General features: G+C 43.7%; 6 protein-coding genes. 3 read left to right on the forward strand and 3 right to left on the reverse strand.

Going from position 1 to position 7,020, the window contains the following annotated elements; genetic code table 11:
* From L654_RS0108325 to L654_RS0108335, 3 genes are all read right to left on the reverse strand, one after another.
* Positions 1 to 1,526 (reverse strand): carboxyl transferase domain-containing protein (locus L654_RS0108325; protein ID WP_024607768.1); only part of this gene is annotated, 1,526 nt, incomplete at its 3' end.
* 10 nt (positions 1,527 to 1,536) lie between these two features.
* Positions 1,537 to 2,712 carry an isovaleryl-CoA dehydrogenase gene (locus tag L654_RS0108330; RefSeq protein ID WP_024592404.1) on the reverse strand — a complete coding sequence of 392 codons (1,176 nt, stop codon included), beginning with the start codon at positions 2,710 to 2,712 and terminating at the stop codon, positions 1,537 to 1,539.
* A gap of 56 nt (positions 2,713 to 2,768) precedes the next feature.
* Positions 2,769 to 3,203 (reverse strand): MerR family DNA-binding transcriptional regulator, encoded by a 435-nt coding sequence (locus L654_RS0108335; RefSeq protein ID WP_007580242.1) that lies wholly within the window; start codon positions 3,201 to 3,203, stop codon positions 2,769 to 2,771.
* 328 nt (positions 3,204 to 3,531) lie between these two features.
* Between L654_RS0108335 and L654_RS0108340 the strand changes: the two genes are divergently transcribed.
* The 3 genes from L654_RS0108340 to L654_RS0108350 form a co-directional block, all read left to right on the forward strand.
* Positions 3,532 to 4,713, forward strand: a complete 1,182-nt coding sequence (locus L654_RS0108340; protein WP_024590172.1) for an acetyl-CoA C-acyltransferase — start codon at positions 3,532 to 3,534, stop codon at positions 4,711 to 4,713.
* A gap of 131 nt (positions 4,714 to 4,844) precedes the next feature.
* Positions 4,845 to 6,335, forward strand: a complete 1,491-nt coding sequence (locus L654_RS0108345) for a CoA-acylating methylmalonate-semialdehyde dehydrogenase (RefSeq protein ID WP_007376568.1) — start codon at positions 4,845 to 4,847, stop codon at positions 6,333 to 6,335.
* Between the two features lie 171 nt (positions 6,336 to 6,506).
* Positions 6,507 to 7,020: acyl-CoA dehydrogenase family protein (locus tag L654_RS0108350; protein WP_024607769.1), on the forward strand; the 514-nt coding region annotated here is incomplete at its 3' end.

Below are 7,020 nucleotides of genomic sequence, written 5' to 3' on the forward strand. Positions count from 1 at the left end.
GGGTCTATAATACCGTCATCCCACAAGCGTGCGCTGGCGTAATACGGATGACCTTGCTCTTCGTATTGATCAATAATTGGCTTTTTAAAGTCACTGATTTCTTGCTCGCTCATGCTTTGACCTTTGCGTGCTAAACCATCTTGTTTAACTTGCGCCATTACACCCGCTGCTTGCTCGCCGCCCATGACTGAAATACGGGCATTAGGCCACATCCACATCATGGTTGGTTCAAATGCACGGCCACACATTCCATAGTTACCTGCGCCGTAAGAGCCGCCAATAAGTACTGTAAATTTAGGCACATCAGCACACGAAACCGCCATCACCATTTTAGCGCCGTGCTTTGCAATGCCTTCGGCTTCGTATTTTTTACCCACCATAAAGCCGGTAATATTTTGTAAAAACACTAAAGGAATATTGCGCTGAGCACACAGCTGAATAAAGTGCGCGCCTTTTTGCGCCGACTCACTAAATAAAATACCGTTATTAGCCACTATACCAACGGGGTTGCCATAAATGCTGGCAAAGCCGGTGACTAACGTTTCACCAAAATAGCGTTTAAATTCATCAAATGATGAGTCATCTACTGTGCGCGCTATTACTTCGCGTACATCAAACGGCTTTTTAAGGTCGGTGCCTACAATGCCGTAAAGCTCATTAATATCGTAACGCGGTGGTTTTACATCTTCTAGCTCTTGTTTAAGTAACGGCGCTGTAGGGCGCGTGTAATTAATACGCTCAATACATTGGCGCGCAATAGAAAGCGCATGAGCATCGTTTTCAGCGTAGTGATCGGCAACACCCGACACTTTACAGTGCACATCGGCGCCGNGTTCTTCGGCTGTTACTTCTTCGCCCGTTGCTGCTTTTACAAGGGGCGGGCCTGCTAAAAATATAGTGCCTTGATCTTTTACAATAATGCTTTCATCGGCCATAGCGGGTACGTATGCACCACCTGCGGTACATAAACCCATTACCACGGCAATTTGTGGAATACCTTTACCCGACATACGGGCTTGATTGTAAAAAATACGACCAAAATGCAGCTTATCCGGAAATACATCATCTTGCTCAGGCAGGTTAGCACCGCCTGAATCCACCAAATAAATACACGGTAAGTGGCAACGCTCGGCGATATCTTGTGCGCGTAAATGCTTTTTAACGGTAAGCGGAAAATACGTACCGCCTTTAACCGTGGCATCGTTTGCAATAATCATGCATTCAATGCCTTTAACACGGCCAATACCGGCTACAACACCGGCGCACGGTATTGCTTGTTCGTACACACCAAAGGCAGCAAATTGTGAAATTTCTAAAAACGGTGAGCCTTCATCAATTAATGTACTTATACGGTCGCGAACAAATAATTTACCACGGCCTTCGTGGCGCTCCTTTAATGCCGCGCCTCCGCCTTGGCTAATTGTTGCTACTTTACTGCGTAAATCGTCAACCAGCGCCGACATGTTTTTATGGTTTAGCACAAACGTTGGATCGTGAGGGTTAACGCTCGATTTTAAAATCGTCATGGTTTAATCCTTAACGGCTTTCTGTAAAAAGTTCGCGACCAATAAGCATGCGGCGTATTTCTGATGTACCTGCACCAATTTCGTATAATTTGGCGTCGCGCAGCAGGCGACCTGTTGCGTATTCGTTTATGTAGCCATTGCCACCTAAAATTTGAATCGCATCAAGCGCCATCTTAGTCGCAAGCTCTGCGGCATATAAAATGGCACCGGCAGCATCTTTACGGGTTGTTTCGCCACGGTCACAAGAGCGAGCTACCGTATACACATATGAGCGTGCAGCATTCATTTGTGTATACATGTCGGCTACTTTGCCTTGAATTAACTGAAATTGACCAATAGGGGTGTCAAACTGTTTACGCTCATGAATGTACGGTACTACTATGTCCATACATGCCTGCATTATTCCAAGCGGGCCTGCTGCAAGTACTACGCGTTCGTAATCAAGGCCACTCATAAGTACTTTAACGCCTTCGTTTAAGTTACCTAAAATGTTTTCCTCTGGCACTTCGCAGTTTTCAAATACTAGCTCACAGGTGTTTGAGCCGCGCATGCCCAGTTTGTCGAGCTTTTGCGCCGTAGAAAAACCAGGAAAGTTGCTCTCAACAATAAATGCGGTAATGCCTTTAGCGCCGGCGTTTAAATCTGTTTTAGCGTAAATAACGAGTGTGTGTGCGTCTGGGCCATTGGTGATCCACATTTTATTACCGTTTAAAATGTACTTATCGCCTTTTTTCTCGGCTTTAAGTTTCATCGATACAACGTCAGAGCCCGCATTAGGCTCGCTCATTGCAAGAGCACCAATGTGCTCGCCACTAATAAGCTTTGGTAAGTATTTTTCTTTTTGAGCTTGTGTGCCGTTACGGTTAATTTGATTAACACACAGGTTAGAATGTGCTCCATAGCTTAAACCTATAGAGGCACTGGCACGGCTAATCTCTTCCATAGCAATAACATGTTCTAAGTAACCTAAACCGGCGCCACCAAGTTCTTCAGATACGGTCATACCTAGTACGCCCATTTCGCCCATTTGAGTCCAAAGTTGATTTGGAAAAGCGTTATCTAAGTCAGTTTTTTCAGCAAGCGGGGCAATTTCCTGACTCGCAAAACTGTTTACGTGGTCGCGGATCATATCGGCGGTTTCGCCAAGGCCAAAGTTCATTTCTTTATATAGTGAAATAGTGCTCATGATTCATTCCTGTGTGACGTGTGTGTTGTCAGTGTGTTGTTATTTTAAAAATAAACTTACTCGTCTATTTTATTAAGCGTGTCTCTGCAGCGGCGCTCGGCCGTCACCAACTCCATAAGAACAACTTTAATGTCGTCCATTTGTTGAGATAGGTCAGACTTTTTATCGGCTATTAAATCAAGCATGGTAACCAGCTGCTTAGCACTCGACTTATCAGCGTCGTACAGTTCAAACAAACGGCCTGTTTCAGCAAGCGTAAAGCCCAATCGTTTACCACGTAATATTAGTTTTAAACGCACTTTGTCGCGTTTTGAATAAATACGTGTTTGACCATTACGCTCTGGGGTTATTAACCCTTGATCTTCGTAAAAGCGAATAGAGCGGGTTGTAATGTCAAATTCTTTAGCGAGTTCGCTAATGCTAAATGTTTGTTCATTACTAGCCGGCATTTTGGCTGAGCTTGCAAAGTTTGTTTGATTATCTGGTTTCATAATTGTATTTACCTCATTCGAATAACTCCAATATAAGTGAAGTTTACGTAAAGGTAAAGCTTGGTGTGTTTTGAAACTATTTATAAAGGAGTGTTGGCGCGAAGAGTTGAATTATTTTATTAATTTTCAGTAGGTTAATTTTATTTCCTCAGTGTGGCCTAACAGCTGGAAAATAATGCTTACACTTATAAAACTAAAAATTAAGCTGTTTTTAGTTGACGTTGGCGTAAACGTTAGTATTGTGTAGGTATTAAATAATAAATGAATACTAAATTAATAGAGCAAATATACTAACAATTATTTGCATTAAATTACAACGGAGTTAGTTATGACTTTAGAATCAGTGGTAATTGTAGCAGCAAAACGCACCCCAATGGGTGGTTTTATGGGAGCGTTAAGTGATGCGCAGTCTACCGAGCTTGGCGCTACTGCCATTGCCAGTGCACTTGCACAAACTGGTTTAGCTAATGATGCAATAGATGAAGTAATTATGGGCTGTGTATTACCAGCAGGCCTTGGGCAAGCGCCCGCACGCCAAGCAATGTTAAAAGCAGGCCTTGCACTTAGCACTGGCGCTACAACAATTAACAAAGTATGTGGCTCTGGTTTAAAAGCCGCCATGCTTGCAAACGATTTAATTAAAGCGGGCTCTATCCAATCTGCTATTGCCGGTGGCATGGAAAGCATGACAAACGCACCGTACTTTATTCCAAAAGCGCGTGGCGGAATGCGTATGGGTCACGGCGAAATAAAAGATCACATGATGAGCGATGGCCTTGAAGACGCCTACGATAACAAAGCAATGGGTTGTTTTGCACAAGACACCGCCGACGAGTACGGCATTGGTCGTGAGCAAATGGATGCGTTTGCATTAGGCTCATTAAGTAAAGCTAAAGCCGCGATACAAAATGGTAGCTTTGATAACGAAGTTGCACCGCACACGATGCAAACACGCAAAGGCGATGTAACAGTTTCGATTGACGAGCAACCAGGTAACGCCCGCCCAGAAAAAATTCCAAGCCTACGTGCAGCCTTTAAAAAAGACGGCACTATTACAGCGGCTAATTCATCGTCAATTTCAGACGGTGGCGCAGCGCTTATATTAATGAGCGAATCAAAAGCAAAAGAGCAGGGCTTAACACCGCTTTGTAAAATTGTGGCGCACAGCACGCATTCTCAAAAACCAAGTGAATTTACTGTAGCACCAGTAGGTGCAATAAGCAGCGTGCTTGAAAAAGCAGGTTGGGCTGTAAACGATGTTGACCTTTGGGAAATTAACGAAGCATTTGCCATGGTAACCATGCTGGCTATTAACGAGTTAAAACTTGATGAAAGCAAAGTAAACGTTAACGGCGGTGCATGTGCATTGGGTCATCCAATTGGTGCAAGCGGCGCGCGTATTTTAGTAACGCTTATTCATGCCCTTAAAAACCGAGGCCTTAAAAAAGGCATTGCGTCTTTATGTATTGGTGGCGGTGAAGCGGTTGCTATGGCCGTAGAAGCTTACTAATTAGGGTTACATGAATAGCTAGACGAATACTTTAACGAATATAACTATAAAGGCGCTGCACTCATAATACTAACAAAGCGGCGCTACCAATTTTAAAAGAGAACACACAACTCACACACTAGGATTTAATCATGCACCAAGTACCACTACTTATTAATGGCGAATTTATTCAATCAGCATCAAAAGAGCTTATCGATGTTATAAACCCAGCGACTCAAGAAGTACTTGCACAAGTGCCATGTACCACCGAGTCAGAAATGGACGCGGCAATTGCCTCAGCCTCTGAAACGTTTAAAACATGGAAAGACGTACCCATTACTGAACGTGCTCGCATTATGATGAAGTACGCGGCGCTATTAAAAGAACATCACGATGAGCTTGCTACCATTATTTGCCACGAATTGGGTAAAACGTTTGAAGATGCAAAAGGCGATGTTTGGCGTGGTATTGAAGTAGTAGAACAAGCCGCTAACGCGCCATCATTAATGATGGGTGAAACAATGGAAAACGTAGCGCGTAAAATCGATACGTATTCTTACATGCAGCCACTTGGCGTGTGTGCAGGTGTTACCCCGTTTAACTTCCCTGCAATGATCCCACTTTGGATGTTCCCGCTGGCTATTGTGTGTGGTAACACCTTCATTTTAAAACCGTCTGAGCAAGATCCACTTACACCAATGCGTTTAGCAGAGCTATTTATTGAAGCCGGCGCACCAAAAGGCGTATTACAAGTTGTTCACGGTACAAAACCACAAGTAGACCGCCTATTAGAAGATAAAGCAGTGCGTGCTATTTCGTTTGTTGGCTCGTGTGGTGTAGGTGCTTATATTTATTCTAAAGGCACACAAAATCTTAAACGCGTGCAAGCGTGTGTTGGTGCTAAAAACCACATGGTTATTATGCCTGATGCAAGTAAATCGCACGTTGTAAATAACTTAGTAGGCGCATCGGTCGGTGCTGCTGGTCAGCGTTGTATGGGGATTTCGGTTGCTGTATTTGTAGGCCAAGCAAGTCAGTGGGTAGATGAAATTAAAGCAGGCTTTGAAAATGTACGCCCAGGCGTGTGGGATGATGCAAATGCAGCATACGGTCCACAAACATCAAAAGCAGCAAAAGCACGTATTTTATCACTCATTGCCGGTGGTAAAGAGCAAGGCGCTACTTGTTTAATTGATGGTTCTGACTTTACGGTTGAAGGGTATGAGCAAGGTAACTGGGTTGGCCCAACGTTATTTACTGACGTAACCAAAGAAATGGATTTATACAAAGAAGAAATATTCGGCCCAGTACTGGCGTGTATGTTTGTAGACACGCTTGATGAAGCAATCGCACTTATTAACGACAGCCCTTACGGTAACGGTACCTCGTTATTTACGTCAAGCGGCGCAGTGGCTCGTAAATTCCAACACGAAATTGAAGTAGGCCAAGTAGGTATTAATGTGCCAATTCCGGTGCCACTTCCGTTCTTTTCGTTCACTGGTTGGAAAGGCTCGTTTTATGGCGATACACACACGTACGGTAAACAAGGCATTCGTTTTTACACAGAAACTAAAACGATTACCTCACGTTGGTTTGAAGACGACATTGCTTCGGGTCCAAACATGAGCATTAACTTAAAATAATCGTAATTAAAAAATGAGTAAATAAAAGAATAATTAATAATAAAGATGGGCGCGAAGGCTACTTCACACACAACACACACATAAGCCTTCGCCGCTCGTCACGAACTACTCCCGTTACGGGAAACACTAACAACACAACTAACATAACTTACACAATTAAAGAGGTCTAACATGGACTTTAACTTATCTGAAGATCAACAAGCCTTTGCTCAAACAGCACGCCAATTTGCCGAGTCAGAACTTGCCCCCTATGCAGCAAAATGGGATCGCGAACATATTTTTCCTAAAGACACGATTAAAGCAGCAGGCGAGCTTGGTTTTTGTGGTTTATACACGCCAGAGGAAGCGGGCGGCCTTGGTTTATCACGTTTAGATTCGAGCATTATTTTTGAGCAGCTTGCTATGGGCTGTACCGCAACAACGGCCATGTTGACCATTCATAATATGGCCACCTGGATGGTAGCAAGTTTTGGTACCGATGCAGTTAAAGACAAATACGTTGAGCAATTAGTAATGGGCGAGTTACTTGCCTCTTACTGTTTAACAGAGCCAGGGTCGGGTTCAGACGCCGCATCACTTAAAACAAAAGCCGTACTTGAAGGTGATGAGTACGTTATTAACGGCTCAAAAATGTTTATATCGGGCGCGGGCGAAACCGAAGTATTAGTTGTAATGGCACGTACAG

The sequence above is a fragment of the Pseudoalteromonas sp. TAB23 genome, from assembly GCF_000498075.1.
Classification (GTDB): Bacteria; Pseudomonadota; Gammaproteobacteria; order Enterobacterales; family Alteromonadaceae; genus Pseudoalteromonas; species Pseudoalteromonas arctica.

What these genes read in the sequence shown, in the direction of transcription:
- L654_RS0108330 (WP_024592404.1), bottom strand. Translation starts at nt 2,712, where the DNA reads ATGAGCACTATTTCACTATATAAAGAAATGAACTTTGGCCTTGGCGAA.
- L654_RS0108335 (WP_007580242.1), bottom strand. Translation starts at nt 3,203, where the DNA reads ATGAAACCAGATAATCAAACAAACTTTGCAAGCTCAGCCAAAATGCCG.
- L654_RS0108340 (WP_024590172.1), top strand. Translation starts at nt 3,532, where the DNA reads ATGACTTTAGAATCAGTGGTAATTGTAGCAGCAAAACGCACCCCAATG.
- L654_RS0108345 (WP_007376568.1), top strand. Translation starts at nt 4,845, where the DNA reads ATGCACCAAGTACCACTACTTATTAATGGCGAATTTATTCAATCAGCA.